This window comes from Mesorhizobium comanense (assembly GCF_005503535.1).
GTDB lineage: Bacteria > Pseudomonadota > Alphaproteobacteria > Rhizobiales > Rhizobiaceae > Mesorhizobium > Mesorhizobium comanense.
Map to the genome: position 1 here is coordinate 362,695 of NZ_SCNN01000002.1, position 23,292 is coordinate 385,986.

Consider the following 23,292-nt stretch of genomic DNA (forward strand, 5'->3'; position numbering starts at 1 on the left):
AGGCGGTCCCGGGGAGGAGCCAAGGCCGGGAACACGCTGGTTGCCCCAAGCAATTAGGGCCTCTACTCACCCAGCGACTGTGCCGGCGGCCATCTCGCACTTGCACAAATTTATATTGCACTGCAGTATGCTGAGGGGCGGGAATGCGAACCGGGTTCGGATGCGTACCGCCGTGGCCTTTCGCATGACCAATGCGAAGGGATCGGCATGTCCGAAATTTCCGCGACCCATCTGGTTCCGTCCCGAACCGGCGCCCAGCGATCCGCCAGAACGAGACTGGCCTATCTCGATGGTTGGCGCGGCCTTTCGATCGCCCTGGTGCTGATCGGGCATTTTTTCCCGGTCCCGGGCATCAATCTGGGCGTGCTGGGCGTCGAGTTCTTCTTCGTGCTCAGCGGCCGGCTGATGGGCGAGATCCTGTTCGTCGAACGCTACCCCCTGAAGAAATTCTTCAAGCGCCGCTTCTCGCGCATCTATCCGGCGCTGCTGGTCTTTGTCGTCGCCACCATGATCGCGCTGTCAGGCACGTTCATCGCCTTCAAATGGAAGGCCGCCCTCACGGCGCTGACCTTCACCTACAACTATGCCGGAATTTTCGTGAACCGGGCCGGCGCGCTGGACCATATCTGGTCGCTCTGTGTCGAGGAGCATGCCTACATAATCCTCGCGGCAATCAGCGCGGTCGTTGCCAGCCGCAGCCGTGTCATCCCGCTGCTGCTGGTCCTGGCGCTGTTGGCCATGGCGAACGGCGCGGTTTCCTACTGGTTCCTGCATATGGACTATGAGGCCACCTACTGGCGCACCGACGTGCACATCGCCTCGATCCTGCTCTCTGCCGCCATCTGCCTGCTCAAGGCCGACGGCAAGCTGCCGGACTTCTTGGAAGGCCCCTATGTCGCCTTGGCCGCGGCGGCCAGCGCGGTTGTCCTGTTCATGGACCCGGTCCCCACCCCGATCCACTATCTGGTCGCGGTGCCGTTGCTGGCGATTGCCGTCAACGCGCTCGATTTCAGCACCCGTATTTTTCCCGATCTGCTGTCGTCCTGGCCGATGGCGACCCTCGGCCTGTGGTCCTACTCGCTCTATCTGTGGCAGCAGCCCTTCTACAAATTCGTCTATGAGCAAGACAGCAACCCGTGGCCGATGCTGGCCGCGGCCTTCGCCTGCGCGCTGTGCAGCTACTACATGATCGAGCGGCCGGCGCGCGAATGGCTCAATCGCAACTGGTAGCGAACTTCCTTCCCTTGCGTCAGATGTTGAAAGATCATCGTTCAGCCCTGCGAAAATCAAAAAAATACCAATTAAGTACACTCAATATATTTTATGATGGCATAGGCACCTGATTTTCTCTGCGGAGCCGCTCTCCTTAGACGTTCGTCTTATGGCAGGCATTTTTTGTTGCCTCACCCGGTTGCTCGCCTAGGTTGTTCACGGAGGAACATCTGGGAGGATGACATGGCTACGACTGGGGAAGCGGCTGCCGGTTGGCTTGACCGCTCACATACGATCGCCGAACCGGGTTTCAGCAGGTGGATGGTGCCGCCGGCCGCGCTCTGCATCCACCTTTGCATCGGCCAGGCCTATGCGTTCAGCGTCTTCAACCTGCCGATGTCGAAGCTGCTCGGCATCACCGATTCGGCGCCCGAGGACTGGAGGCTAACCGAACTCGGCTGGATATTCTCGATTGCAATCCTGTTTCTGGGCATAGCGGCGGCATTCGGCGGCGGCTGGCTGGACCGTGTCGGGCCGCGCAAGGCCATGGTCGCGTCCGCCTGCTGCTTCGGCGGCGGCTTCATCGTCTCGGCGCTCGGCGTTCAATTGCACCAGTTATGGATCATCTATCTCGGCTATGGCGTGCTGGGCGGCATTGGTCTCGGCCTTGGCTATATTTCACCGGTCAAGACGCTGATCACCTGGTTTCCCGACCGGCCGGGCATGGCGACCGGCATGGCGATCATGGGTTTTGGCGGCGGTGCCTTCATTGCCTCGCCGCTTTCGGTCTATCTGATGAAGCTGTTTTCGACGCCGGCGCATGTCGGTGTCGCCGAAACCTTCGTCGTGCTCGGCATTGTCTATTTTATCTTCATGTTGGTGGGCGCTGTTATCGTCAGGGTGCCGCCGGAAGGCTGGCGACCCGTGGGCTGGACACCGCCGGCAACACAGAGCGCGATGGTGACGACGTCCAACGTCCACCTCGACGATGCGTTGAAGACGCCGCAGTTCTGGTTGCTGTGGGGGGTGCTTTGCCTCAACGTGACGGCCGGCATCGGCGTGCTTGGCCAGGCGTCGGCGATGAGCCAGGAGATGTTCCCGGGCCGTATTTCAGCGGCGGCGGCAGCCGGCTTCGTCGGCCTGCTGTCGATTTTCAACATGCTTGGTCGTTTCTTTTGGGCATCGACCAGCGATTACATCGGCCGCAAGGCCACCTATGCGATCTTCTTCGCGCTCGGCGTTGTCCTCTATGCGGCCGTACCTTGGACCGGGCAGTCGGGCAGCGTGTTCCTGTTCGTGCTGTTCTACGGCGTCATTCTCAGCATTTATGGCGGCGGCTTCGCCACCATCCCCGCCTATCTGCGCGATATCTTCGGCGTGCGCTATGTCGGCGCCATCCATGGTCGCCTTCTGACGGCATGGTCGGTGGCAGGTGTGCTCGGGCCGGTTCTGGTCAACTACATCAGGCAATACCAGATCGACAGCGGGGTGGCGAAGGCCGATGCGTATACGGTCACCATGTACATCATGGCCGGCCTGCTCGTTGTCGGCTTCCTGCTCAACCTCATGATGCGGCCGGTCGATGCAAGGTTCCACATGAAGACCGAACCGGCGGCCGCGTAAGGAGAGGGATCATGTTGCAAGACAACAGCAATCAGATCAAACTGACGCTGGCCTGGCTGCTGGTCGGCATCCCGCTGGTATGGGGCTTCTGGATGACCTTGATGAGCGCGGCGGCACTGTTTCGGTAGCGGCCTTCAGGCGATGATCTGCCTGGCGTAGTACCGCACCGCCTTCTTGCCACCGTGGATGACAGCGTCACCCACTTCGGCGAAGCCGAGTGCGGCATGGAAGGCATCCGAGGCCGGATTGGGCGGATCAAGATTGACCTCGCAGGTGACCAGCGTGTGGCCGGCCCTGGTGACAGTCTCGAATAGATCCTCATAAAGCCGGCGGGCATGGCCGCGGCCACGCGCGTAGGCCGCCACGACGACACGGTCGACATAGACGAAACGCTCGTAGCGTTCGCGAAACCAGAGGAAATTGGGACTGTCGTAGCCGGCATCCTGGTCGAAGGTCATGATGAAGGCCTCGAGGTCGCCGATGCGGCGGGCATAAAATGCCTGGCCGAGCAGGAAGGACAGCCGCTCCGGCTCCAGCCAGGACAGTTCGGCGGCGTGCTCGTTGTTGAGCGCGAGAATTGCCGCCTCGTCTTCGGCCGCTACCTGGCTGATCGGGGCAGGGGCCGTGTTCATGCCTTTGCCGCCTTGATGGTGGCCGCCACCAGATCCTCGTCGGTCAAGGTGTTGCGGTATTCGCGGTCGAGATCGGAGCCGCCCATGCCGACCTTGGGATTGCGGTAGCGCATGCCGCTCGGCACGTCCTTCAATGCGGCGAAATGCATTTCGGCCAGTCCGGTCCGCCGGCGCACCTCGGCGATGTTGCCGAGATCGAGCCCGCCGCAGCCCAGGATGATGATGCGGCCGCCCGCCTGCCGCACCAGATCCGCCAGCAATGGCATGCCTTCGATCGCGGTGTCGCGCTGGCCGCTGGTCAGCACGCGGCCGACCTTGCAGCGGATCAGGGCCTCCAGCGCTTCTTCGGCGTTGCGCGTCATGTCGAAAGCGCGATGACAGGTGACGTTCAACGGGCCGGCGGCGTTGGTCAGTTCGCTCATCCGTTCCTCGTCGATCGCGCCGTCGGCGGTCAGGCAACCGAACACCACGCCCGGCACGCCCAGTTCGCGCAACGCATTGATGTCGGCCAGCATCGAGCGGTATTCCGGCTCGCTGTAGAGAAAATCGCCGCCGCGCGGCCGCACCATGACGTGGAACGGCACGCGTGCCTGATCGATCGCCGCGCGCACCGTGCCGAGGCTGGGCGTAGTCCCGCCCTCAATGAGGCTGGCGCACAGTTCGACCCTGTCGGCGCCGGCCGCCTGGGCGGCCAGGAGGCCATCGATGCCCTCGACACAGATTTCGATGAGCGGTGGGTGCGTTTTGGAGGTCAAGGCGCGATCCGGTTCTGGTTTCCCGGCAAGCCCTACCATCGGGCCGATTGCCAGGAAAGCGCGAACAGCAGGCCGCCGTTTGGACCAGCCTACATTTCCCCGCTTGACAGTCTTATAACCGTAAAGTTATGAATAACCCATAGCCAACGAGTTATTGGTTAGGACGTGGCGGCAGCCGAAAAACCGATCACCCGGAAACCCGGACGCGCAGCCTCCGGGCTCGATGAAACACGTCCTGTCGAAACACGCTGCAAGGAGAACATCATGCAAGCCAGAATCAAAAATCCCGTCATGCTCATTCCGGGCTCCCTGCAGGCATTGCTGGCGCTGGACAAGTCGACCGAGGCGGCCGACGTGCCCTATGTTACCCGCAAGCTCATCCATCTGCGCGCCAGCCAGATCAACAACTGCGCGGTCTGCGTCGATATGCATGCGCGCGAGTTGAAGAAGGCCGGCGAGAAGGACGAACGTATCTTCGCGCTGGCGGCATGGCGCGAGACGCCGTACTTCAACGAGGCTGAACGGGCCGCCCTGGCGCTTGCGGAAGCGGGCACCAGGCTGGCCGACCGCTCCGATGCCGTGCCCGACGATGTCTGGAACGAAGCCGCCCGGCACTATGACGAGAAGGCGCTTGCCGCCCTGGTGGTCCAGATCGCGCTGATCAACGCCTTCAACCGCCTGAACGCCACGACGCGCCAGATGGTCGGTGCCTGGGGCTGAGGCCCCGGCAAGAGCGCGATATGGGCGGCCCGATATCGGCCGCGAAATCGGAGCTGCTACTGGCGCAACTCCGTATTCTTGGCCCCTTCCTCGACCTGGTCGATAACCAGCAGTTTCACCGGGCCGTCGCCTATATTGGTGGCCTGATGCCATTGGCCGATCATTTCGATGATGAAATCGCCGGTCTTGTAGGTGTTGCTGTTGCCCGTCTCGACATTGGTGACCTTCAGCGTTCCGGCCTGGACGTAGGCATAACGCGGGAAGGGGTGCCGGTGGACAGGCAAGGTCGCGCCGGGCGCGATGTCATAGGTGGACACCAGCACCTGGACGTTCTTCTGCGGCAGGATGATCGGCTGGCCGGAAGCGGTTGTCGTCTTCGAGGCAAGTGGCGTGACCACGACAGGCGTGCCGCTGCTGTCGAGCGCGAAAGCCGGATTCGCGCAAAGGGCAGCGGCGAGCAACAGCGTGGATGCCAGGATGTTTCGCATGATTTCCTCCAGAGCGGCGGGCAAGATCGCGCAGGCGCTATCCCGGTGCAAGGACGACTCGCGGGAAAAGCGCGAACGCATGGCCAGAATCTTCATCCCATGCCGTGCCGGTGCCGTGGACGCTACTGGTTCGAAGCTTGTCCGTCCGGCGATGCGGCGCGATCGTAGCCGCCAAGGACGCCTGTGGAGACCAGGGTTTCGAAATACTCGACCTTCAGGTCGAAGGACTTGAGCAGCTTCTGGGTGCTCGGTTTGACGACGGCATCGTCGAAGCCGCCTTTGATGAAATGGGCTGTCGAATCCATATCTTCCCAAAAACTCATCACGACGAGTTCGTTGTCGCTACCCCTGACCTTGCGCGCCAGCGTGGCGCCGAGGTGCCCGGGAAGGTCGGCCATCTCCACAAAGGTCGTTCGCCGCAGGTGGTCTGCATAGGCATCCATCACCTCGGTGGAGCCGGCGACTGCACGCCAGAAGCGGATGATCATGCTTTTCTCCCGTTTGCCGCGCACAAATCGCCCAGCGCCGCGAAGGGATCGGGGCGCCTTGCCTAGACCATCAGGATAGCATCGACCGCCGGCTTACCAAACCTGCCGGATCGCGAGTACGACCAGGATGGCTCCGCTTGCCAGTGTGCCCAGGCGGCCGATGTCCATGCGGCCCAGCCTGATTCGCGCCGCATGGCGGCCCAGCGCCACTCCAACGACGATCGTGAGAAAACTGCCAATCGATATGGAGCAGGCGACGACAGTCGGGGACATGTTCAAAAGCCCAGCGCTGACCGAGTTCGCAAGCGCGTTCGCGGACAGCGCAACGCCCAGGATCGCCGCCTCGAAAGGTCCGACCCTGTCACCCTTTACGGCAAGGGCGCGCGAGAACCAGCTTGCCAGGGGATGCCCGTCCTCTGGCGAAGCGGCCTCGTCGCCTGCCGCAGGCAGCGCCAGGAACAGCACCCGCACTCCTATGGCCAACAAAAGCCCGGCGGCCACGTAGTCGGGCAGGTTGCCGGGAAGAATGCCGCCGATCCACGCGCCGGAGATCATGCCGATCTCGCTGAACGCAAAACAGATCGCGGTGATGATCAGGTTGGCGAACAATCCGATTCGAACGCCGCGCACCCCGTAGGACATCCCGACGGCCAGGTTGTCGATGTTGGATGCGATCGCCAGTCCGATGATGAAGTACGTATTCACGTTCAGGCGACTTTCAGGCGGCTGGCGGGGCCAGGGACGATGCGAGCAAGCGGCGGGCCGCTGTGCAAATCCCGGGAAAATCCAATGAAACGATGCGTCTGGCTCACAAATTGGCTCCCCGGGCCGGATTCGAACCAGCGACCAACCGGTTAACAGCCGGTTGCTCTACCACTGAGCTACCGGGGAACAGTGGCTCTTCAGCAAGTGGCGCTGCCTATAGCAAACCCTTTTCCGCTTTGCAAAGAAGCATTTCGCATTTTTCCGAGACTTTTTCGTGAAGGCCTTTCTCGCAATCGGCAAGGTCGCTTCTCATATTAGCCGTCTTGGCGGCTGGCGCGGAACCGAAATGGCGGTCGCGTCTTTCGTAAACAGGCATTGTCGAGCAACCAGACGGGCAATCAATGGCGATGGCGGCAGCGGACGAAAGCAGGGCACCGGCAAGGAAGATCTCGGTCTTTGGGCGAGAGTTCAGCATGCCGCGGTCGCGCGGCCTCAGGGTCGCGATCGGCGTGCTTCTGACGATTGGCGGTATTCTGGGGTTCCTGCCGATTCTCGGTTTCTGGATGGTGCCGCTCGGATTGCTGGTGCTTTCCTATGAATTCGCCATGGTGCGCCGCCACCGCCGCCGATTCGTCGTCTGGTGGGAGCGCAGGCGCCGACCGGATTGAATGCGCGTGATGTATACCGGATCCGGCCGGCGGATCAGGCCTTTGTGCGAGTCGGACGCAAATCCGGTTTGCCGGCGCCTGTTTCCAGGTCTTGGCTGATCTCCTCGAGAACGGCGGCGGCCGAAGCAAGGCGCGCGCGGTCGCGCGGCGAAAGCTCGGCGGTACCTTTGATGGTCAGGCAGTCGATGGCGTAGCGGAGCAACTCCTCGCATCCCGGTCGCAAGAAGTCTTCTCTGGCATTGGCTGCGTCGTCCAGGTTTGCGGGCCGCATGGCGCACTCCTCCTGGTTTTCCAACGGCGGCAAGGCTGCGGAGTTTCTTGCGATCTTCGGCCATGCTTAACGACCGGCTAATGCATGTCGCGATTTCATGGCGGCGGCACTCGGCTCGGGGTGCCGGATTCATGCTGAGGAAACCGCTGGGAATGCGCGCTGGCCGCTTGACGGCATTTTCGGCGCAACCTATTGGAACCGGGTGGAACGCCGGGAGCAACGAGGCCTCGTGGCGGAGTGGTTACGCAGAGGACTGCAAATCCTTGCACCCCGGTTCGATTCCGGGCGAGGCCTCCAATCCCCGGGCTCCCGCGCGCCAGCGCCGGAGTAAGGTTCCTGTCCAATGGACCGCGATGATGTCGCGGCAAGCGAGGCTTGGAACATGAGCGCAGATTTTTCCGAACTTCGCGTCAAGATGGTGGACGGTCAGGTCCGCACCACCGACGTGACCAGCGCGCCGCTGCTGGAAGCCATGCTTGCCGTGCCGCGCGAGGTTTTCGTCGGCGATCGCCAGCGCGACCTTGCCTATATCGATGAGGATATCCGCATCGCGGACGGTTCGGCCGGCGCACGCTACCTCATGGAAGCCTCGCCGATGGCCAAGCTTTTGCAACTGGCCGAGATCAGCCCGGCCGATTCGGCGCTCGATGTCGGCTGCGGTACCGGCTACGTGTCCGCTATCCTGTCACGTCTGGCCAAGTCGGTCGTGGCGCTGGAGAGCGATTCGGCGCTGGCGCAATCCGCGTCGCAGGCACTTTCGGCACTGGGCTGCGGCAATGTGACCGTGGTTGAGGGCGCTCTGGCGCAAGGCCATGCAGCCAAGGCGCCCTACGACGTCATCTTCGTCGGCGGTAGCGTCGCCAAAGTGCCGTCGGCTCTGCTCGACCAGCTCGCCGAAGGCGGCCGCCTCGTAGCAGTCGAAGGGCAGGGCAATTCCGGCGTTGCGCGGCTATTTTTTAAGGCCGGGGGGGTTGTAACCGGGAGACGGGCATTTAATGCGGCAATTAAGCCACTACCCGGATTTGAACGTGAGCATGCTTTCGAATTCTGAATGATTTGGCCTTGCAGCAGAGGCTTTGTCATGGTCGCTTGCATTTGAACGATCGTCGCGGTCCTGGACTGGGGGCACTTTGGGATCGAGCGACAGGGAACATGAAACACGCCACTCCGGCTGCTCTCGAAGGAGAAGCCGGCGCGGCGTGGTTCCCATGGAAAACGAATGAGGGATATACCGTGCCGTCTGTATCCAAGAGTGTTCTTGCCGCTGTCCTCGTCTGCGCGACCGCGCTTTCTCCGCTGACCGCCTCCGCGGAAACCATCTCCGGCGCGCTTGCCAAGGCCTATCAGTACAATTCCTCGCTCAATGCGTCGCGCGCCGGCGTGCGTGTCACCGATGAGAGCGTTGCCATCGCCAAGTCCGGCTGGCGGCCCACCGTCACCGGGTCGGCCTCGATCGACTACACCAACACACGCCAGGCGAATGGCGGCGGCAACTCGAAGCTGACGAGCGGAAGCTACGGCATTCAGATCAACCAGTCGCTGTTCGACGGGTTCCAGACGAAAAACAACGTGGCGGCGGCCGAATCCCAGGTCAAGGCATCGGTCGAGAGCCTGCGCAACACCGAGGAAAACACGCTGTTCAGCGCGGCCACGGCCTATATGGACGTGATTCGCGACAGGCAGATCGCGGTGCTGACCGAGCAGAACCTGCAGTTCCTGACCGAGCAGGCGCGCGCCGCGCGCTCACGTTTCGAGGTTGGCGAGGGCACACGCACCGACGTCGCGCAGGCCGACGCATCGCGCGCTTCCGCCGTGGCGTCCCTGAGTGCGGCCCGCGCGCAGGCACTGGCAAGCGCGGCGACCTATCACCAGGTGGTCGGCGACGAGCCGGGCAAGCTGAAGCCTGCCTCGCCACTGGGCAGGTTGCTGCCGTCCAGCCTCACGGCGGCGATCGAGATCGGTTCGAGGGAACACCCGGCCATTCTGGCCACCCAGCATCTCGTCGACGCGGCGGCGTTTTCGGTGAAGTCGTCCGAGGGCGCGTTGCTGCCGCAGCTTTCGGCGTCGGCCGGCATTTCGGAAAACTACCGCAACGCCATTCCCGATGTTTCCGGCTCCAACGGCAACTCCACCTCGGCCAATATCGGCGCGACGCTGACCATTCCGATCTATTCGGGCGGCAGGACCTCGGCTGTCGTGCGTCAGAACAAGGAATCGCTCGGCCAGGCCCGCATCCAGGTCGATGTCAGCCGCGACCAGGTGCGTCAGGCCGTCGCCACGGCATGGTCGCAATACACCGCCGCGCAGCAGAGTGTCTCCGCCAACAAGCAGGTGATCGACGCCGCGCAACTGGCGCTGAACGGCGTCATCGAGGAGCGCAATGTCGGCCAGCGCACGACGCTGGACGTGCTCAACGCACAGGCCACCGTGATCACCGCCAAGATCAACTACGCCAACTCCGAACACGATGTGGTCGTGGCGAGCTATGCCATCCTGTCGGCGGTCGGCCGGCTGTCGGTCGACCGGCTCGACTTGCAGGTGACCAAGTACAAGCCCGAGGAACACTACAACGCCGTCAAGGACAAGTGGATCGGGCTGCGCACGCCGGACGGCCGCTAAGCGACGTTGGGATTGTGACTTCGCGGGACCGGTTCGAAAAGCCGGTCCCGTTTTGGTTTCATGCTCTAATCTGTTGAAATCCCACATGTCCCCAGATTGGGGATTCTCGTGCGGCGATCCGTCGGTTACGCTGTCGCCATGATTCGAATCCGGCTTTCGCCGGAGCGGAAACCCACTGAGGTCACAAGGGCGGCGGATGTGACAATGGCAACGGCAAGCAGCGCGCAGCGCGAACCTTCCATGGAAGAGATCCTGGCTTCCATACGGAGGATCATCGAAGACAGCGACAACGGCCGCAAGCAGCCCATCGAGGCCGATTCCTTATCGCAGGATCTGGAGCCGGCCTCGGGCGAGGCTCCAACCGCCGATGTCGATGCGTTTCGCGCCGATCTGCATGCCGCCCCCGAAGTCAGGAAGCCGGCAGCGCTTGCCGAGGCCGTGGTGTCGTCACCCGAGCCGATGATCGCGCGCCTGGACGCGTCGCCGCGTCCCGAACCTGCCCCGGTCAAGGCGTCGCTGACGCTTGCCGAGGTCAGTGCCCGGATTGCCGCCGAGCCGGTGAGCGCAAAGGTCAGCTCCCCTGCGGCTCCGGAAACCGGAGCGACGAGCGATGCGATCATTGCCGACTGGCGGCGCGAAATAGCGGCGGTAGGGGAGCAGGCCAAGGCGATACCGGACAGGAGCATCCGCAAGCCGGTTGCCGAGCCAGAGGCGCGGCCGAGCGACCCGGTGGCGGAGCCCGTCTTCGAGCGGACGTTTTCAATCGGCGCTCAAGGCGACGCCGCCGAGGCGCGCGCCGCGGCAGCCGAAACACTGGCGGCCCGTCCCGCGATCGTTTCCGAGCATACGGGCCGGCAAGTCGCGGCGGCTTTTGGCGAACTGTCCGACGCCGTGGCCAGCCGCGGCAAGAAGACATTCGACGAGATGGCCGAGGAAATGCTGCGGCCGATGCTGCAGGACTGGCTGGACAACAATCTGCCGACGCTGGTCGAACGGCTGGTGCGCGAGGAAATCGAGCGCGTGGCACGCGGTGCGCAGTGATTAAGTCGAACTGACGAACTTGAGCGCGCCGCCTTCGGGCGGCGCTGTCGTTTTTGAGCGCCGTTTCCGGATCTGGCTGCTGCGCAGCGCTCATGGCCTGCCATCGAACGCCCGGGGCCGGATCTTACGCCCAGTCCGGGAGCGGCCTTTCCACGTCCTTCCGTTGAAATGAGCAAGGCCGCGCCTATCTGCTTGTGATGGTGCGGGCAGCCCCTGCGGTTGACTTGGCCAAGGCCTTCCGGTTTACAGCAAACCAGCAAAAATCCCGACAGCGCGGACCATTTTCCCATGCTTGAAAAGACCTACGACGCAAAAACCGTCGAGCCGAAGATCGCCAAGGTGTGGGAGGAGGCCGACGCGTTTCGCGCCGGCGCCGGGGCCGAGGAAGGGGCCGAGGCCTTCACCATCGTCATCCCGCCGCCCAATGTCACCGGCTCGCTGCATATGGGCCACGCGCTCAACAACACGCTACAGGACATTCTGGTGCGCTTCGAGCGCATGCGCGGCAAGAACGTGCTGTGGCAGCCCGGCATGGACCATGCCGGCATCGCCACGCAGATGGTGGTCGAGCGCCAGCTCATGGAAAGGCAGATCCACCGCCGCGATCTGACGCGCGAGCAGTTCATCGAGAAAGTGTGGGAGTGGAAGGCCGAATCCGGCGGCGCCATCTTCAACCAGCTGAAGCGGCTCGGCGCCTCGGCCGACTGGAGCAGGGAACGCTTCACCATGGACGAGGGCCTGTCCAAGGCCGTGCTCGAAGTGTTCGTCACGCTCTACAAGGAAGGCCTGATCTACAAGGACAAGCGCCTTGTGAACTGGGATCCGAAGCTCTTGACGGCAATCTCCGACCTCGAGGTCGAGCCGCAGGAGGTCAACGGCAATCTCTGGCATTTTCGCTATCCGATCGAGGGCGAGACCTTCGATCCGGAAAATCCGAAGACCTTCATCACCGTGGCGACGACACGCCCCGAGACGATGCTGGGCGACACGGCCGTCGCGGTGCACCCGGACGACGAGCGGTACCGGCATCTGGTCGGCAAGAATGTCGTGCTGCCGATCGTCGGCAGGAAAATCCCTGTCGTGGCGGACGAGTATTCCGATCCCGAAAAGGGCTCGGGCGCGGTCAAGATTACGCCTGCGCACGATTTCAACGACTTCGAGGTCGGCAAGCGCCACAAGCTGCCGGCGATCAACATCCTGACCGTCGAGGCCGCCGTCAAGCTCAGGGACAATGAGGATTTCCTGGCCGGGCTCGAAGTGACGCCAGAGCGCCAGGCGGTCTGGGACGAACTCGACGGCCTCGACCGTTTCGTCGCGCGCAAGAAAATCGTCGAACTGATGGAGGCCGGCGGCTTCCTCGACAAGATCGAACCGCATCGCCACGCCGTTCCGCATGGCGATCGCGGTGGCGTGCCGATCGAGCCCTTCCTGACCGAGCAATGGTATGCCAATGCCGCCGAACTCGCCAAGCCCGCAATTGCTTCGGTGCGTGAAGGCCGCACCAACTTCGTGCCGAAGAACTGGGAGAAGACCTATTTCGACTGGATGGAGAACATCCAGCCCTGGTGCATTTCGCGCCAGCTGTGGTGGGGGCATCAGATTCCGGCCTGGTACGGGCCTGACGGCCGCGTCTTCGTCGAGAAGACCGAGGAAGAGGCACTGGGCGCGGCGATCGAATACTATCTGGCGCTCGAAGGGCCGTGGAAGGCCTGGGTCGAGGACAAGCTGGAGAACTTCAAGCCGGGCGAAATCCTGACCAGGGACGAGGATGTGCTCGACACCTGGTTCTCCTCTGCCCTCTGGCCGTTCTCAACGCTGGGCTGGCCCGATCAGACGCCGGAGCTGAAAACCTACTACCAGACCGACGTGCTGGTGACCGGCTTCGACATCATCTTCTTCTGGGTTGCCCGCATGATGATGATGGGCCTGCACTTCATGGACGAGGAGCCGTTCCACACCGTCTATGTGCACGCTCTGGTGCGCGACAAGAACGGCGCCAAGATGTCGAAGTCCAAGGGCAACGTCATCGACCCGCTCGATCTCATCGACGAATACGGAGCCGACGCGCTGCGCTTCACACTGGCCGTGATGGCGGCGCAGGGGCGCGACGTGAAGCTCGATCCTGCCCGCATCGCGGGCTACCGCAATTTCGGCACCAAGCTCTGGAACGCGACGCGTTTCGCCGAGATGAACGAGGTCGCGCGCAATGACGACTTCTGGCTGAACGACGCCAAGCTGGCGGTCAACCGCTGGATCCTGACGGAGCTGACGCGCGCTTCGCGCGAGATCACCGACGGCATCACCTCGTACCGCTTCAACGAAGCGGCGGGGGCCGCCTACCGCTTCGTCTGGAACCTGTTCTGCGACTGGTATCTGGAACTCTTGAAGCCGGTGTTCATGGGCTCCGACGAGGCCGCCAAGGCCGAAAGCCGGGCCTGCGTGGCTTTCGTGCTCGACGAGATCTACAAGCTCCTGCATCCGATGATGCCGTTCATGACGGAAGAACTTTGGGCGCAGACAGCGGGCGAGGGCAAGGAGCGCGGTTCGCTGCTGTGTCACGCCGCATGGCCGGCGCCCGATTTCGAGGACACGCAGGCGGCAGCCGACATCAATTGGCTGGTGGATCTCGTCTCCGGCATCCGTTCGGTGCGCTCGGAAATGAACGTGCCTCCGGCGGCGATTGCGCCGCTGGTCGTGGTTGGCGCCAATGAGGTGACCCGCGAGCGGCTGGTCCGCGAAGAGTCCGCCATCAAGCGGCTGGCGCGCATCGGTGACATCTCTTTGGCCGATGCCGCGCCCAAAGGGGCGGCGCAGATCGTGCTCAACGAGGCGACCATCTGTCTGCCGCTTGGAAGCCTGATCGATCTAACCGCCGAGGCGGCGCGGCTGCAGAAGGAACTGGCCAAGGTGACCGAGGAAATCGCGCGCCTGCACAAGAAGCTGTCCAATGAACGGTTCGTCGCCAGCGCCCCGGCCGAGATCGTCGAGGCCGAGCGCGAAAAGCTCGCCGAATACCGCGATGCGCAGGACAAGCTTTCCGTCGCGCTGACCAGGGTCCGCGACGCCGGTTGAAGGGTGGATTCGCCTGCGCGTGGGAGCGGATTTCCCATGCGTCACGTGCCTCCGAAAGAGGCATTCCGCTGCGTTAATGTTGACGTAAACGGAAACTTTTAGCCCCATTGTTGCCATAATGTAACAATGGGGCCAAGGGGCGCCAAAACCGGCTGTTTTTGAGCCATTTGGGCCGATTTTTCTACATTTTTGCAGCCGATGCCCGCTCGGCAAGCCATTTTCCGCCTATCAGGCGCGTCCCGTATTTTGTCGAAAATACGTTTGGCGAACATGTACATGTACGCCCCATGAATTCGTTGTTGCACCGTTAACCTGAATTGGTTCTAGCTTGATGCACTGATTACTCGGGGAGGACATCCATGGACAATTTGCGTCTGAAAGCGCTGCTGGGGGCAGGGTGCTTTTCGCTGGCTTTGATGGGCTCGGCGCACGCCGGCGGTTTTTCGCGTGGCACGGCCGACACCGACATTCTTTTCGAAGACGGCAATTTCAACATGCGTACCAGCGTGACGTATGTTTCGCCGCATCGTGAATTCACAAAGAATCCAAATCCAGCTCTCGTAGGGACAGAATACACCGACGCCTATGTTATTCCGTCCTTCGCGATGAAGTTCAACCTGACCGACAATTTCCGCTGCGCGGGGACGATGGTCGACAACAATGGCGGTTCGACGACCTACGATTTTCCTAAGCTCAGCGGCAAACTTGCCGAGGACTTTACGACAAACGAAAAGGCGTTGACCTGCGGCGTCAGGTTCAATCTTGGACGCGGTAATGTTTGGCTGTTGGGTGGCGGCTTCGTCGAAAATCTCGACTACAATCGCATAAACGCGCTTGGCGTCCTTCCGCCGAACAATATTGCATTGCCGAATGCGAACCTGGACTTGTCCGGACGGGACTTTGGATATCGCCTCGGAGTGGCGTACGATATTCCGGAGATAGCTTTCCGCGCCCAGCTGATGTACCGGTCTGGAACCAGCTATGGCGCAGACGGTAGCCTCACGGTGCCGACAGCGGCTTTGCTGGGAGCGCAGGCTAAGCAACTCCAGGCGGCTGCCATTGCTGCGTACGGAAACAATGATCCCGTGCTCGGCGCCGCGCTGGCCCAGCAAGCAACAGCGGCGCTAACGCAGGCCAATATTGCCGCGGCCAATGGCTTGGAAACCACGGCGCCCGCCACCGGTACAGGCAATCTGCCGCAGAGTGTCGAAATGAAACTTCAGTCTGGCATCGCGCCCGGCTGGCTGGCTTTCGGTTCGGCCAAGTGGACGGATTGGAGTGTTCAGAAAGCACTCATCGTAAATTCGCCCATTACCAACACGGTCGACACGTATAATTGGAAGGATGGCTGGACCATCACGGGCGGCGTAGGGCATGCCTTCACGGACCGGCTGTCCGGTCTCGTGAGCCTGACGTGGGATCAGGGTGTTGGAACGGGTTGGGATCTCACCAGCGACACCTATACGCTGGGCGTTGGTGGCTCATACAAGGACGGCATTGGCGGCGAGTTGCGGGGTGGCGTCGGGCTAACCTATCTGACCTCCGCAGCCGAGACCCAATATGCTGAAATCCCGGGAGTGTCTGGCAATCAGGCAGTGAAGGCAGGCTATGCGGTGGCCGTAAACCTGGGTTACGCGATCAAGTGGTAAGCCCGCGGTCGGAAACCGGCCGATGAAATGAGCTCTTGAAAGCGACCTTCTGGGTTCAAAAGGGCAGGGTTTGTGAGCAGTTTGAAGGCCGGGCGGTGCTCGGCCTTTTTTGCGAGATACCCGCTCATCCCACAGCTTGAAGATACAAGCGCCTCGTTCGCATATTAGCTCGTGCGCAGATATTGCCGTTGACGTAAACGGAAGTTTGTGGCCGATTGTTGCCATAATGTGACATCGGGCCGTTTGACCCGCAGATTGCCGCTTTTTGTGAAGGCCCGGCAGCATTTTCCTGTTTTCCCCGGCGAGCCGCACGCAAAAACGGCGGTTTTCGGCATGCCGGTGCCGCCAAGTGTCGCCAGGCGGAACTCATCCGTAAAATATGTACATGTACGCCTCTTGAAAACGTTGTTGCGTAACCCATGCGAATTGGCTCTTGCTTGGGTTGTACTCGTTTCTTTGGGGAGGAGACTCATGAACTACCCGCGTTTGAAGGCACTGCTGGGGGCAGGATGCTTTTCCCTGGCTTTGATCGGGACCGCGACGAATGCGGCCTACGCCGGTGGTTTGGAGCGGGGCGGTTATGACATCGATCTCCTGTTTGACCCTGCGCCGTTCGCCTCGGACGTGGGGGCGACCTATGTCATGCCGCAACGCGACCTCAAGAACGCGGTGGACACATCGGGCGGCGGCCTGACGGGCAAGAGCACCGCCCGTAACACCGAGGGCTACTGGGTGCCTTATGTCGGCGTGAAGGCGGAGGTGGTGAAGGGGGTCGACTGCATGTTCGACTACTCGCAGCCCTGGGGCGCTAGTTCCAATCCCGGCATCTGGAACGGCTCCTACTCCAACATCAACACCCAGATCAAAAGCAACAACTATGCCGGAACCTGCTCCTACAAGATGGATGCCGGCAAAGGTCAGTTGCGCTTCATCGGCGGTGTTTTCTATCAGGAGGTCTATGGCTTCAAGGAGAGCTATGCGGACCCCGGCTTGGGCACGACGATCGGCCGTGTGGATCTACGCGGCAGCGGCTGGGGCTGGCGCGCCGGCATTGCCTACGAAATCCCCGATATCGCGCTGCGCGCCAGCCTTGTCTACAATTCGCAGGTGAAACTCGACAACATCGCGGGCACGCTGAATACCGGCGGCAGCGTGAGCGACATATACACCCCCGCGCAGTCCATGCCGGATTCGTTAGAGTTGAAATTGCAATCGGGCATCTCTCCCGGCTGGCTTGCCTTTGGTTCGGTGAAGTGGGTGAACTGGAGCGTGCTGCAAAGTCTTCCGGTCTGCTCGCCGGAGACCAAGGCTCTCGGGTGTACGACGGTCTCCCCATTTCCAGTCAGGTTGACCTCGCTCGACCTGATGTACCGCGACGGCTGGACGATTACCGGCGGCATTGGCCACCAGTTCAACGAGCAGTGGAGCGGCGCGGCCCAGATTTCATGGGATCGTGGCACCTCGCATGGCTATGGCGATCAGACCGATACCTGGACGCTTGGCGGCGGCGTTGCCTACACGCCGACGCCCAACATCGAACTGCGCCTGGCTGGTGCCATTGGTGTTCTGACCAGCGGCCACTCCGGTACGCTGACCGACGCGAATGGCTATACCGCCGGCACAGAAGTCAGCTACGACTTCGGTAACGATCTGGTCACGGCGATCTCCGGTGGCGTCAAGATCAAGTTCTAATCCATTGAAAGTTTTACAAAAAGGCCGAGCATTGCTCGGCCTTTTTTGTTACTCGGAAATTACCCGTGCCTCGAGCATCCAAGCGGCGTTGCATATTAGCCGCACTGCGGTCGCCTCATGCAATTGTGACGTTTCGGCAACACTTTCTGAACAACCCCTGCGCTAAAAGTCAGGCCAAGGAAATTGCCCATTTCCCGCCATAAACCCGGCGCACCTCGAAATCGTCTCGGGACACGCGCCAAAAGGCTCGGCGATGGGACAGGCCGCGCCGCCCGCGGCAAGGAAGAGAATGGACGCCAAGGTCATTTCAAAGGCTAAGCTCCCTAGCCGCTATGTGACTGTCGGGCCGGCGCGCGCGCCGCACCGCTCTTATCTCTATGCCATGGGCCTGTCGGCCGCGGAGATCGCACAGCCGCTGGTCGGTGTGGCCTCCTGCTGGAACGAAGCTGCGCCCTGCAACATCTCGCTGATGCGCCAGGCCCAAGTGGTCAAGAAGGGGGTTGCCGCCGCCAACGGCACGCCGCGCGAATTCTGCACCATCACCGTCACCGACGGCATCGCCATGGGCCACCAGGGCATGAAGTCGTCGCTGGTGTCGCGCGAGGTCATCGCCGATTCGGTCGAGCTCACCATGCGCGGCCATTGCTACGACGCGCTGGTCGGCCTCGCCGGCTGCGACAAGTCCTTGCCCGGCATGATGATGGCCATGGTGCGCCTCAACGTGCCGTCGATCTTCATCTATGGCGGATCGATCCTGCCCGGCAGCTATCGCGGCCGCCAGATTACCGTGCAGGACGTGTTCGAGGCGGTCGGCCAGCACTCGGTCGGCACGATCGGTGATTCCGAACTGCTCGAAATCGAGCAGGCGGCCTGTCCGTCCGCCGGTTCCTGTGGCGCCCAGTTCACCGCCAACACGATGGCGACTGTCGCCGAGGCGATCGGCCTGGCGCTGCCCTATTCCTGCGGCGCGCCGGCGCCTTACGAGATGCGCGACCGTTTCAATTTCGCCTCGGGCGAAAAGGTGATGGAGCTGATCGCCAAAAACATCCGGCCACGCGACATCGTCACACTGAAGGCGCTGGAAAATGCAGCGACCGTGGTCTCGGCCACCGGCGGCTCGACCAACGCGGCGCTCCACCTGCCGGCGATCGCGCACGAGGCGGGCATCAAGTTCGACCTGTTCGACGTTGCCCGCATTTTCGAGAAGACGCCTTATATCGCCGACCTCAAGCCGGGCGGCAAATATGTCGCCAAGGACATGTTCGAAGCCGGCGGCATTCCGCTCTTGATGAAGACCTTGCTCGACCACGGTTATCTGCATGGCGATTGCCTGACGGTGACTGGCCGTACTTTGGCCGAAAACATGGAGCATGTTTCCTGGAATGAGCATCAGGATGTGGTCCGCCCGGCCAACAGACCAATTACCCAAACCGGCGGTGTCGTGGGCTTGAAGGGAAACCTTGCCCCCGAAGGCGCGATCGTGAAGGTCGCGGGCATGGCGGAACTGAAGTTCTCCGGTCCGGCACGCTGCTTCGATTCGGAAGAAGAATGTTTCGAGGCGGTGACGAACCGCGCCTACCGGGAAGGCGAGGTTCTCGTCATCCGCTATGAAGGCCCGCGCGGCGGCCCGGGCATGCGCGAGATGCTGTCGACGACAGCGGCCCTTTACGGCCAGGGCATGGGCGGCAAGGTGGCACTGATCACCGACGGCCGCTTCTCGGGCGCGACGCGCGGCTTCTGCATCGGCCATGTCGGGCCGGAGGCGGCGGTGGGTGGTCCGATCGGCCTTGTCAGGGATGGCGACGTGATCTCGATCGACGCCGTGAACGGCACCATCGACGTGGCGTTGAGCGAGGCGGAACTGGCGGCAAGGGCCAAGACATGGAAGGCGCGCAAGACCGACTATCAGTCGGGCGCGATTTGGAAATATGCACAGACGGTTGGGTCCGCCCGCGACGGCGCGGTCACCCATCCGGGCGGTGCGAAAGAAACACACTGTTATGCGGACATCTGAGTTGTTGAAGAGGTCATCTGTCCTGTCGGCACTGGTCGCTGTCGCGATCTTTGGCGCCGTGGGCCAGGCCATGGCCTTCGACGACAAGGTGTTCGACGACAAGACCGGCGGCGTGAAGCCGCAGTCGAGTCCCTGGGCAGTGTTCCAGTTCGGCTTCTCCGCCTACAAGAGCGGCCACAAGGAACAGGCCGCCGAGGCCTACAAATACGCCGCCGAAAACGGCCAGATCGGCGCGACCTGGAAGCTTGCCCGCATGTATGCCGAGGGCGACGGGGTGGCGCGGGACGACTATGAGGCGTTCAAGTTCTTCTCCGAGATCGTCGATCAGGACGTGGAGCCCGGCTCGCCCGAGGAAAGCTATGTCTCAGACGCGCTGGTGGCGCTCGGCGATTATCTGCGCACCGGCATTCCCGGCAGCCCGGTTACCGAGAACGAGGTGGCGGCGCAGGAATACTACATGCGCGCCGCCGCCAACTACCGCAACCCGAACGCCCAGTTCGAGATGGGACAGATGTTCCTCAAGGGCGAGGGCGGCGTGAAGGCCAGCGTCAAGCAGGCCGGGCGCTGGTTCCAGCTCGCGGCCGAAAAGGGCCATGCCGGCGCGCAGGCGACGCTTGGCCATCTGCTGTTCCAGAGCGGCAAGATCGTGCGCGGCCTGGCGATGATGACCGCTGCGCTCGAACGTGCCTCACCGGCCGACCAACCCTGGATTCGCGGCATGCAGGAAGAGGCCTTCGCCGCCGCCGGCGAAGCCGACCGCCGCACCGCGATCTCGCTGGCGGATGATATCCTGACCAAGGGCAACAACGCGGATCAGTAGCGTGGCGGGAAGGCTGGGTCTTCCGGCTGTCATCGCCCGCTTCAAACTGGTGAAGGTTTCGCGGCATCCGCGGATCTGACCAACGCGCGCTTTCCCGCATGCCCCGTTGCCGTTCCGGACACCTCGCGGGTAGATCGGCCAATCGGAAAATCAGTTCTCGGTCGGCTCGGTCGGCACCATGCTTGGGGCGGGCGTCGAGATCGGCGTCATCTGCAGATGCGGCGCCATCGTATTGCCGGGGCACTTGTCGCCGACCTTTGTCCAGGATGTGTTGTTGAGCACCATGTCGCAGCGGGCGAGGTGGCTCTGGTCGGCTACCGTCAGGCAGGCGACCTGGCCGACCTGATAGGATTTTCCGTTGGCCAGGCATTCCTGGTCGGCCAAAGCCGCGGCGGGAGCGGCCATGGCGATGGCCACGCCGATCGGAAAAAGTAGAGATTTCGTGGTCATGGGAACCCCGGCCGCCATGATGATTTTCCATCATGCGCCCGATTGTGGCGATACAAGGTCCGCTACGGACAAGCAGAATGTTGATCGAGCTGGCCGCAAGATGCAGCCCGTCTTTCGAAATGGCGAGCGCGTGGAAGCCGGCGACAAGGCTGGCGGAGCGAGCGATACTGCGACCCAGCAATGCGTGGAAGGTTTCATGTTCCAGATTCTCTACCAAGGCGATCTCTTCGCGGATTACTTCCAGATATATCTGCGCGACGAAGCCCATCCCGACCTTCCCGACGATTACACGGATGAGGGCATCGCGCGGCATCTCATGGCCGGATCGCATTCGGTCATCATTCACACGGCCCGCAACATGATGGTGCCGGTCTCCGTCGAATGGCATCACGAACGCCCCGTGCCCGATCTCGATGCGTTTCAGCACGTGGTCGAGGCGGCTTTCGCCTGCCCCACGGGCCGGCTCGTGCTGGCCGGCTTGACCGATTCCGAGGCCACGGCGCCCCGGCTTGCCGTGAAAGCGGGCTTTGTAGGCGTCCGGATCAACTTGTCCGGTCTCGACACGCTGAGCGAGAACGGTCTCGAAGGAGAGGACCGCTACCTGGTGCAGCTCTGGCCCGCGGCGGAGCCGCAAGACGTGCACGTGCTGAAAGCCTGGCAGGCCGCATAGGCGGTCATGCATGTCGCCACGATTTTAGGGTGACGACATGCATGGATACAAAGATCTGAAGCGCTGCTAATGAAATCCGTTTTCGACGCGACGCGCTTCAGGCCGGGTGCAGCGCCAGGTCGATCGCCACCGGAACGTGATCTGAGGGTTTCTCCCAGGCACGGACATGCTTTTCGATCGACGCCGAGGAGAACCGGTTGGCGGCTTCCGGCGACAGCAGCAGATGGTCGATGCGGATGCCGTTGTTCTTCTGCCAGGCGCCGGCCTGGTAATCCCAGAAGGTATAGGTGTCGGGTGCATCGGTGACGGCGCGCACCGCCTCGGTGAAGCCCAGGTTGAGCAGCCGGCGGAACGCCTGCCGCGTCTGCGGCTGGAACAGCGCGTCGCCCAGCCAGTTTTCCGGGAACCTGGCGTCGATCGGCTCGGGAATCACGTTGTAGTCGCCGGCCAGCACCAGGGCCTCTTCCAGCCTGAGGCGCTCTTCGGCCCAGCGTTCCAGCCGCGCCATCCAGGACAGCTTGTAGGGAAATTTCTTGTCGTCATCGATCGGGTTGCCATTCGGCAGATAGAGCGATGCGACGCGCAGTGCACCCTTGTCGGTGGAGAACACGCCTTCGATGAAACGCGCCTGCTCGTCGGCATCGTCGCCGGGCAGGCCTCTGTTGACTTCGTCGAAGGGCAGTTTCGACAGCAGCGCCACGCCGTTGAAACCCTTCTGGCCATGGGTTTCCACATTATAGCCGAGCGATTCGATCTCGGCGCGTGGGAACTGCTCGTCGACGGTCTTGATCTCCTGCAGGCAGACGATGTCGGGTGCGCTCTCCGTCAGCCAATGGGTCAGGTTGCCGATGCGGGCACGCACGCCGTTGATGTTCCAGGTGACGATTTTCATGGCGGCCTCAATGTTCTTCCGGCGCGAGACGTTCGACGAGCCCGACCGTATTGCCTGCCGGGTCTTTTAGGAAGGCCATCCATTCGCTTTCCCCTGCCGGGCCGAACGTGCCTTCGGTGTCGCGATGCACGAGGGCGGGCGGCGCCGTGAAGGGGACACCAGCGGCCTTTGCCTGGGCATGGAAGTCTTCCAATCCCGAAATATCGAGATACACGGTTCCTGCCGGTATGCCGTCCGTGAAAAACAGCCTGATGCCGCCGGCCATGATGAAAGCGATGCCGGGCGGGTCATAGCGGGCATGAACGCCCATGCCGAGCACGTCACGCCAGAAGGCGAGCGTTGAATCGAGGTCCCGGCCGGCCGACAGCGCGACCTGACGGACCGCGCCGATGGCAGGCATGGCAGGCGTTAGATGGAAAAACTGGTGCCGCAGCCGCAGGAGGCGACGGCGTTCGGATTGCGAATCTGAAAGGACTGGCCCATCAGATCGTCGACGAAGTCGATCACCGAACCGCCCATATAGACAAGCGACAAATCGTCGATCAGGACGGTCGCGCCATCCTTCTCGATGGCGATGTCGTCGTCGTTGCGCGCATCGACCAGATCGAATTTGTAGGAAAAGCCAGAGCAGCCGCCGCCTTCGACGGAAACGCGCAGCGCCGTCTTGCCGGCCTCGCCCGAAACGATTTTCGCGATCCGCTTGGCGGCGGACTCGGTCATTTCGACTTTCATGGCGGTCTTGGCATCCGCGCCCATGGGCGTCACCTTGCTTTCGGTTTCACATGATAGGTATGAAGCGCGAGGGGCCAAG

24 protein-coding genes and 2 tRNA genes are annotated in these 23,292 nt (G+C 62.2%); 15 read left to right on the plus strand and 11 right to left on the minus strand.

Features of this window, described 5'->3' with window-relative positions:
- Nucleotides 1–207: 207 nt before the first annotated feature.
- From FFS37_RS06170 to FFS37_RS36705, 3 genes are all read left to right on the plus strand, one after another.
- Nucleotides 208–1,230 (plus strand): acyltransferase family protein, encoded by a 1,023-nt coding sequence (locus FFS37_RS06170; protein WP_137930049.1) that lies wholly within the window; start codon nt 208–210, stop codon nt 1,228–1,230.
- Between the two features lie 225 nt (nt 1,231–1,455).
- Nucleotides 1,456–2,835 (plus strand): L-lactate MFS transporter, encoded by a 1,380-nt coding sequence (locus tag FFS37_RS06175; RefSeq protein ID WP_137930050.1) that lies wholly within the window; start codon nt 1,456–1,458, stop codon nt 2,833–2,835.
- An 11-nt stretch (nt 2,836–2,846) separates the two neighbouring features.
- On the plus strand, nt 2,847–2,963 hold the full coding sequence (locus tag FFS37_RS36705; RefSeq protein WP_137930051.1) for an MFS transporter small subunit: 117 nt from the start codon (nt 2,847–2,849) through the stop codon (nt 2,961–2,963).
- A gap of 6 nt (nt 2,964–2,969) precedes the next feature.
- Here the strand turns inward: FFS37_RS36705 and FFS37_RS06185 are convergent, their stop codons facing one another.
- Both FFS37_RS06185 and FFS37_RS06190 read right to left on the minus strand, forming a co-directional pair.
- Nucleotides 2,970–3,467: a GNAT family N-acetyltransferase gene (locus tag FFS37_RS06185; RefSeq protein WP_137930052.1), complete on the minus strand. Its 498-nt coding sequence runs from the start codon at nt 3,465–3,467 to the stop codon at nt 2,970–2,972.
- A complete protein-coding gene (locus tag FFS37_RS06190) occupies nt 3,464–4,261 on the minus strand; it encodes a copper homeostasis protein CutC (RefSeq protein WP_137930053.1) in 798 nt (265 codons plus the stop codon). Before FFS37_RS06190 ends, FFS37_RS06185 begins: the two co-directional genes overlap by 4 nt.
- Nucleotides 4,262–4,486: 225 nt before the next feature.
- On the opposite strand from FFS37_RS06190, the gene FFS37_RS06195 reads away from it, so the two are divergent.
- Entirely contained in the window at nt 4,487–4,942 is a 456-nt protein-coding gene (locus tag FFS37_RS06195; RefSeq protein WP_137930054.1) for a carboxymuconolactone decarboxylase family protein, read from the plus strand.
- Between the two features lie 56 nt (nt 4,943–4,998).
- Here FFS37_RS06195 and FFS37_RS06200 read toward each other — a convergent pair whose 3' ends face one another.
- The 4 genes from FFS37_RS06200 to FFS37_RS06215 form a co-directional block, all read right to left on the minus strand.
- Nucleotides 4,999–5,430: a cupin domain-containing protein gene (locus FFS37_RS06200; protein WP_137930055.1), complete on the minus strand. Its 432-nt coding sequence runs from the start codon at nt 5,428–5,430 to the stop codon at nt 4,999–5,001.
- A 122-nt stretch (nt 5,431–5,552) separates the two neighbouring features.
- Entirely contained in the window at nt 5,553–5,918 is a 366-nt protein-coding gene (locus FFS37_RS06205; protein ID WP_137930056.1) for a hypothetical protein, read from the minus strand.
- Nucleotides 5,919–6,011: 93 nt separating this feature from the next.
- Entirely contained in the window at nt 6,012–6,623 is a 612-nt protein-coding gene (locus FFS37_RS06210; RefSeq protein ID WP_232375584.1) for a manganese efflux pump, read from the minus strand.
- Nucleotides 6,624–6,734: 111 nt separating this feature from the next.
- Nucleotides 6,735–6,809 (minus strand) — tRNA-Asn (locus tag FFS37_RS06215).
- A gap of 221 nt (nt 6,810–7,030) precedes the next feature.
- On the opposite strand from FFS37_RS06215, the gene FFS37_RS06220 reads away from it, so the two are divergent.
- Nucleotides 7,031–7,291, plus strand: coding sequence for a hypothetical protein (locus tag FFS37_RS06220; protein ID WP_137930058.1), 261 nt, complete (start codon nt 7,031–7,033; stop codon nt 7,289–7,291).
- Nucleotides 7,292–7,325: 34 nt separating this feature from the next.
- On the opposite strand, the gene FFS37_RS35700 is transcribed toward FFS37_RS06220, so the two are convergent.
- Nucleotides 7,326–7,562, minus strand: a complete 237-nt coding sequence (locus FFS37_RS35700; protein WP_171026185.1) for a hypothetical protein — start codon at nt 7,560–7,562, stop codon at nt 7,326–7,328.
- Nucleotides 7,563–7,785: 223 nt separating this feature from the next.
- On the opposite strand from FFS37_RS35700, the gene FFS37_RS06225 reads away from it, so the two are divergent.
- From FFS37_RS06225 to FFS37_RS06265, 9 genes are all read left to right on the plus strand, one after another.
- A tRNA-Cys gene (locus FFS37_RS06225) sits at nt 7,786–7,859 on the plus strand.
- 85 nt (nt 7,860–7,944) lie between these two features.
- A complete protein-coding gene (locus FFS37_RS06230) occupies nt 7,945–8,613 on the plus strand; it encodes a protein-L-isoaspartate O-methyltransferase family protein (protein ID WP_137930059.1) in 669 nt (222 codons plus the stop codon).
- A gap of 182 nt (nt 8,614–8,795) precedes the next feature.
- Entirely contained in the window at nt 8,796–10,181 is a 1,386-nt protein-coding gene (locus FFS37_RS06235) for a TolC family outer membrane protein (protein ID WP_137930060.1), read from the plus strand.
- Between the two features lie 204 nt (nt 10,182–10,385).
- On the plus strand, nt 10,386–11,222 hold the full coding sequence (locus FFS37_RS06240; RefSeq protein WP_137930061.1) for a PopZ family protein: 837 nt from the start codon (nt 10,386–10,388) through the stop codon (nt 11,220–11,222).
- A 288-nt stretch (nt 11,223–11,510) separates the two neighbouring features.
- Nucleotides 11,511–14,294: a valine--tRNA ligase gene (locus tag FFS37_RS06245; protein WP_137930062.1), complete on the plus strand. Its 2,784-nt coding sequence runs from the start codon at nt 11,511–11,513 to the stop codon at nt 14,292–14,294.
- 359 nt (nt 14,295–14,653) lie between these two features.
- Nucleotides 14,654–15,943: an outer membrane protein transport protein gene (locus tag FFS37_RS06250; RefSeq protein WP_137930063.1), complete on the plus strand. Its 1,290-nt coding sequence runs from the start codon at nt 14,654–14,656 to the stop codon at nt 15,941–15,943.
- A 471-nt stretch (nt 15,944–16,414) separates the two neighbouring features.
- Nucleotides 16,415–17,635: an OmpP1/FadL family transporter gene (locus tag FFS37_RS06255; RefSeq protein ID WP_137930064.1), complete on the plus strand. Its 1,221-nt coding sequence runs from the start codon at nt 16,415–16,417 to the stop codon at nt 17,633–17,635.
- A gap of 289 nt (nt 17,636–17,924) precedes the next feature.
- Nucleotides 17,925–19,649: a dihydroxy-acid dehydratase gene (gene ilvD, locus FFS37_RS06260; protein WP_137930065.1), complete on the plus strand. Its 1,725-nt coding sequence runs from the start codon at nt 17,925–17,927 to the stop codon at nt 19,647–19,649.
- Nucleotides 19,636–20,469, plus strand: coding sequence for a tetratricopeptide repeat protein (locus FFS37_RS06265; protein ID WP_137930066.1), 834 nt, complete (start codon nt 19,636–19,638; stop codon nt 20,467–20,469). Before ilvD ends, FFS37_RS06265 begins: the two co-directional genes overlap by 14 nt.
- Nucleotides 20,470–20,619: 150 nt before the next feature.
- Here FFS37_RS06265 and FFS37_RS06270 read toward each other — a convergent pair whose 3' ends face one another.
- Nucleotides 20,620–20,937: a hypothetical protein gene (locus tag FFS37_RS06270; protein ID WP_171026186.1), complete on the minus strand. Its 318-nt coding sequence runs from the start codon at nt 20,935–20,937 to the stop codon at nt 20,620–20,622.
- Here FFS37_RS06270 and FFS37_RS06275 point away from each other — a divergent pair.
- Nucleotides 20,873–21,589 carry a hypothetical protein gene (locus tag FFS37_RS06275; RefSeq protein WP_171026170.1) on the plus strand — a complete coding sequence of 239 codons (717 nt, stop codon included), beginning with the start codon at nt 20,873–20,875 and terminating at the stop codon, nt 21,587–21,589. The genes FFS37_RS06270 and FFS37_RS06275 overlap by 65 nt on opposite strands.
- Nucleotides 21,590–21,686: 97 nt before the next feature.
- Here FFS37_RS06275 and xth read toward each other — a convergent pair whose 3' ends face one another.
- From xth to erpA, 3 genes are read right to left on the minus strand one after another with little or no spacing between them, the layout of a single operon-like run.
- Entirely contained in the window at nt 21,687–22,481 is a 795-nt protein-coding gene (gene xth / locus FFS37_RS06280) for an exodeoxyribonuclease III (RefSeq protein ID WP_137930069.1), read from the minus strand.
- Nucleotides 22,482–22,488: 7 nt separating this feature from the next.
- Nucleotides 22,489–22,881 (minus strand): VOC family protein, encoded by a 393-nt coding sequence (locus FFS37_RS06285; RefSeq protein ID WP_137930070.1) that lies wholly within the window; start codon nt 22,879–22,881, stop codon nt 22,489–22,491.
- Nucleotides 22,882–22,889: 8 nt separating this feature from the next.
- The gene (gene erpA / locus FFS37_RS06290) at nt 22,890–23,237 is read right to left on the minus strand and encodes an iron-sulfur cluster insertion protein ErpA (protein ID WP_137930071.1); all 348 of its coding nucleotides are present in this window, start codon (nt 23,235–23,237) and stop codon (nt 22,890–22,892) included.
- Nucleotides 23,238–23,292: the final 55 nt, after the last annotated feature.

Coding starts and splice junctions, on each gene's coding strand:
- FFS37_RS06170 (WP_137930049.1), top strand. CDS start 208: ATGTCCGAAATTTCCGCGACCCATCTGGTTCCGTCCCGAACCGGCGCC.
- FFS37_RS06175 (WP_137930050.1), top strand. CDS start 1,456: ATGGCTACGACTGGGGAAGCGGCTGCCGGTTGGCTTGACCGCTCACAT.
- FFS37_RS36705 (WP_137930051.1), top strand. CDS start 2,847: ATGTTGCAAGACAACAGCAATCAGATCAAACTGACGCTGGCCTGGCTG.
- FFS37_RS06185 (WP_137930052.1), bottom strand. CDS start 3,467: ATGAACACGGCCCCTGCCCCGATCAGCCAGGTAGCGGCCGAAGACGAG.
- FFS37_RS06190 (WP_137930053.1), bottom strand. CDS start 4,261: ATGGTAGGGCTTGCCGGGAAACCAGAACCGGATCGCGCCTTGACCTCC.
- FFS37_RS06195 (WP_137930054.1), top strand. CDS start 4,487: ATGCAAGCCAGAATCAAAAATCCCGTCATGCTCATTCCGGGCTCCCTG.
- FFS37_RS06200 (WP_137930055.1), bottom strand. CDS start 5,430: ATGCGAAACATCCTGGCATCCACGCTGTTGCTCGCCGCTGCCCTTTGC.
- FFS37_RS06205 (WP_137930056.1), bottom strand. CDS start 5,918: ATGATCATCCGCTTCTGGCGTGCAGTCGCCGGCTCCACCGAGGTGATG.
- FFS37_RS06220 (WP_137930058.1), top strand. CDS start 7,031: ATGGCGGCAGCGGACGAAAGCAGGGCACCGGCAAGGAAGATCTCGGTC.
- FFS37_RS35700 (WP_171026185.1), bottom strand. CDS start 7,562: ATGCGGCCCGCAAACCTGGACGACGCAGCCAATGCCAGAGAAGACTTC.
- FFS37_RS06230 (WP_137930059.1), top strand. CDS start 7,945: ATGAGCGCAGATTTTTCCGAACTTCGCGTCAAGATGGTGGACGGTCAG.
- FFS37_RS06240 (WP_137930061.1), top strand. CDS start 10,386: ATGGCAACGGCAAGCAGCGCGCAGCGCGAACCTTCCATGGAAGAGATC.
- FFS37_RS06245 (WP_137930062.1), top strand. CDS start 11,511: ATGCTTGAAAAGACCTACGACGCAAAAACCGTCGAGCCGAAGATCGCC.
- FFS37_RS06250 (WP_137930063.1), top strand. CDS start 14,654: ATGGACAATTTGCGTCTGAAAGCGCTGCTGGGGGCAGGGTGCTTTTCG.
- FFS37_RS06255 (WP_137930064.1), top strand. CDS start 16,415: ATGAACTACCCGCGTTTGAAGGCACTGCTGGGGGCAGGATGCTTTTCC.
- ilvD (WP_137930065.1), top strand. CDS start 17,925: ATGGACGCCAAGGTCATTTCAAAGGCTAAGCTCCCTAGCCGCTATGTG.
- FFS37_RS06265 (WP_137930066.1), top strand. CDS start 19,636: ATGCGGACATCTGAGTTGTTGAAGAGGTCATCTGTCCTGTCGGCACTG.
- FFS37_RS06275 (WP_171026170.1), top strand. CDS start 20,873: ATGGCGATGGCCACGCCGATCGGAAAAAGTAGAGATTTCGTGGTCATG.
- FFS37_RS06270 (WP_171026186.1), bottom strand. CDS start 20,937: ATGGCGGCCGGGGTTCCCATGACCACGAAATCTCTACTTTTTCCGATC.
- xth (WP_137930069.1), bottom strand. CDS start 22,481: ATGAAAATCGTCACCTGGAACATCAACGGCGTGCGTGCCCGCATCGGC.
- FFS37_RS06285 (WP_137930070.1), bottom strand. CDS start 22,881: ATGCCTGCCATCGGCGCGGTCCGTCAGGTCGCGCTGTCGGCCGGCCGG.
- erpA (WP_137930071.1), bottom strand. CDS start 23,237: ATGGGCGCGGATGCCAAGACCGCCATGAAAGTCGAAATGACCGAGTCC.